This window comes from Hydrogenivirga sp. 128-5-R1-1, assembly GCF_000171895.1.
The window spans coordinates 1-2,273 of sequence record NZ_ABHJ01000143.1 but is presented as its reverse complement, the minus strand read 5'-3'; the positions used below and the strand labels follow the sequence as shown (position 1 = coordinate 2,273).

Sequence of the window (2,273 nt, the reverse complement as noted above, 5' to 3'; positions counted from 1 at the left end):
TCAAAGCATTTAATAATGTAGATTTTCCTGCTTTTATTTGACCACAGACACTAACAATAAATTTTTCCTCTTCTAAATTTTTCTGAAATTCTTCAATATCATTTTTATCTATCTTAAGTTTATCTCCACTGATTTCTATTTCTGCTGGAATAAGTTTGCTTTGTTTTAGCTCGTCATATATCTTTAAGATATTTTTCTTTTGTTTTCTAAAAGATTCTATATTCATGCTATCCCTCCACTAATGCTTTCAAGCTTTTAATCTCCTTTTCCTTTTGCTCCAATATCATATCTACCATTTCTACTTGACTGGAGATATATCCTACTAATATTTTCTTTAAATATACATGCAAAAAATATTCTTCATTTACTGCTTTATCTACTTCTCTGCTATTTTCAAATAGATAACTTTTATATGAAATAAATTTTGAAGATAATTCTACGAAAAGTTTAAAAGATTCTTCAATCTCATATAGTAACATTTTTCTAGATTCTTCTCTAAAATCTTTTAAAGATTTCAAATTCCTGAATTGTAATTTATTGATTATAGAATCAATTAGCTTATCAAAATTATTTAATATATTATTAATCTCTGTTATAAGGTCTTCTTCGAAAAAGATTTCGAACAATTCTTTTATATCTTCTATATCTTCTTCATCTTTAAATAAAAAATGTTCGTACAATTGCTTTTCTATCGTATCTTCAAAATTTGCTAATTTTAATGGTATTAAATCTTTTAAAAACCTTTTTACAGTTCGATTTAAAGTTTTTTCAACATTATTTATTTTATCTAAAGTCATTTTTAATTGTTTATTTATATCTTCTAATAATTTCTGATATGAATTTACAAGTTCATTTACTTTATTTTGAATAGAAAAAGCAATATATCCTTTTGAATGTTCTCTAATTTCTTCTAACTTATTTATTAAATTTACTCTTAGATTTTCCCATTCTGAAAAATCATTAATAGAAATTATTTCTTCTTTTTGATCAAAAATGATTTTTATTTGTTGTAGTTCTTTTTTTAACCTTTTCTTCACTTCTTTATCTAATAATATTGGAAAATTATTACTTTCTATAAGTTCCTTTATCTTCTTGACCACTTTATCAATATAATTATCTTCATTTAAAGACTCTAGTATCATTTTAGCAGAATACGGATAAACATCACTTATCCCACTTTTTTCTGAAATATCCTCAAGTATTGTTTTTATTTTTGCAGAAGATGGTTTTCCCTTTGTTTCTATTTTATTTGCAATTATGAATATAGGTAAATCTTTCCGCTTGTTTTGTATGTTTTTTAAGATTTTTAAGCTTGTTTCATTTATAGTTCCCTGATTTACATCGATTGTCCAAAATAAAACATCGATTTCATTTTCAATAACTTTTAATGTTTTTTCATCATCACCTTTATGATTAGCAGTAGAAAAGCCAGGTGTATCTATAATATTTATCTTGGTTAACAAATCATTTGGATAATAAAAAATAAGTTTATTTATTTTCTCTGTATCTATACCTAATTTCACTTTTGCTTCTTCTTTACTTATGTGTTTTATTAATGAAAACTCTTCTTGAGTTAAAGTAATAATTCTACCTTCATACTCAGCTTCTATATATTTTCCATTTCCGTATTTAAAAATAGAAACTACAGAAGTCATAGGCTCATCACCAGTTGGAATTATATTCTCTCCAAGTAAAGAATTTATAATAGAAGATTTTCCAGAAGAAAATTCTCCAACAATAGCTACTTTCAAAGGAATTAAATCTTTTTCCAAAAGTTCTAACTTCTTATCAATTTCTTTTTTTTGACTTAAAATTTTATTAATTTGTTCTTTAACATCTTCTGAAATTAATTCTGTATCTTTAAATTTCGCAATTTTTTTAGATAAATTATCTAAAGTATATTTATTAAAAATTTCTGCTAACTCCATCTTTCGTTTTTCCAAATCTAAATAATTTTTTGCTTCAAGTCTAAGATATAATTATCTATTTCCTTCTTTTTTAAAGATAGATCTGTAATCTTTTTATTTTTTTCTTCATAAAGTTTATTTAATAGCTGTTTTTTTGTTTCTAATGGAACTAAAACCTCCTCTTCTAAAAAGTTATCTATGTTCACTTTTATATTTGTGGACACATTATCTACTATTTCAGATAATCTATTTTTAATTTGTTGTGTAACTTCTTCTTTTTTCCACTTCTTTACACCAGCTTTTAAAAGTTTTTCTGGAATATTGAATTTACTAATTATATCTCCGGCAGCTTTTAACACTTCCTTT

3 protein-coding genes are annotated in these 2,273 nt (G+C 24.0%); all 3 read right to left on the bottom strand.

What is annotated here, in order from left to right; genetic code table 11:
* On the bottom strand, positions 1-226 hold a 226-nt coding region (locus tag HG1285_RS04120), incomplete at its 3' end, for a hypothetical protein (RefSeq protein WP_008288715.1).
* Between the two features lies 1 nt (position 227).
* Complete coding sequence (locus tag HG1285_RS04125) at positions 228-1,928, bottom strand: dynamin family protein (RefSeq protein ID WP_008288713.1); 1,701 nt, start codon at positions 1,926-1,928, stop codon at positions 228-230.
* A 17-nt stretch (positions 1,929-1,945) separates the two neighbouring features.
* The coding region (locus HG1285_RS04130) for a hypothetical protein (RefSeq protein ID WP_008288712.1) at positions 1,946-2,273 on the bottom strand (328 nt) is incomplete at its 5' end.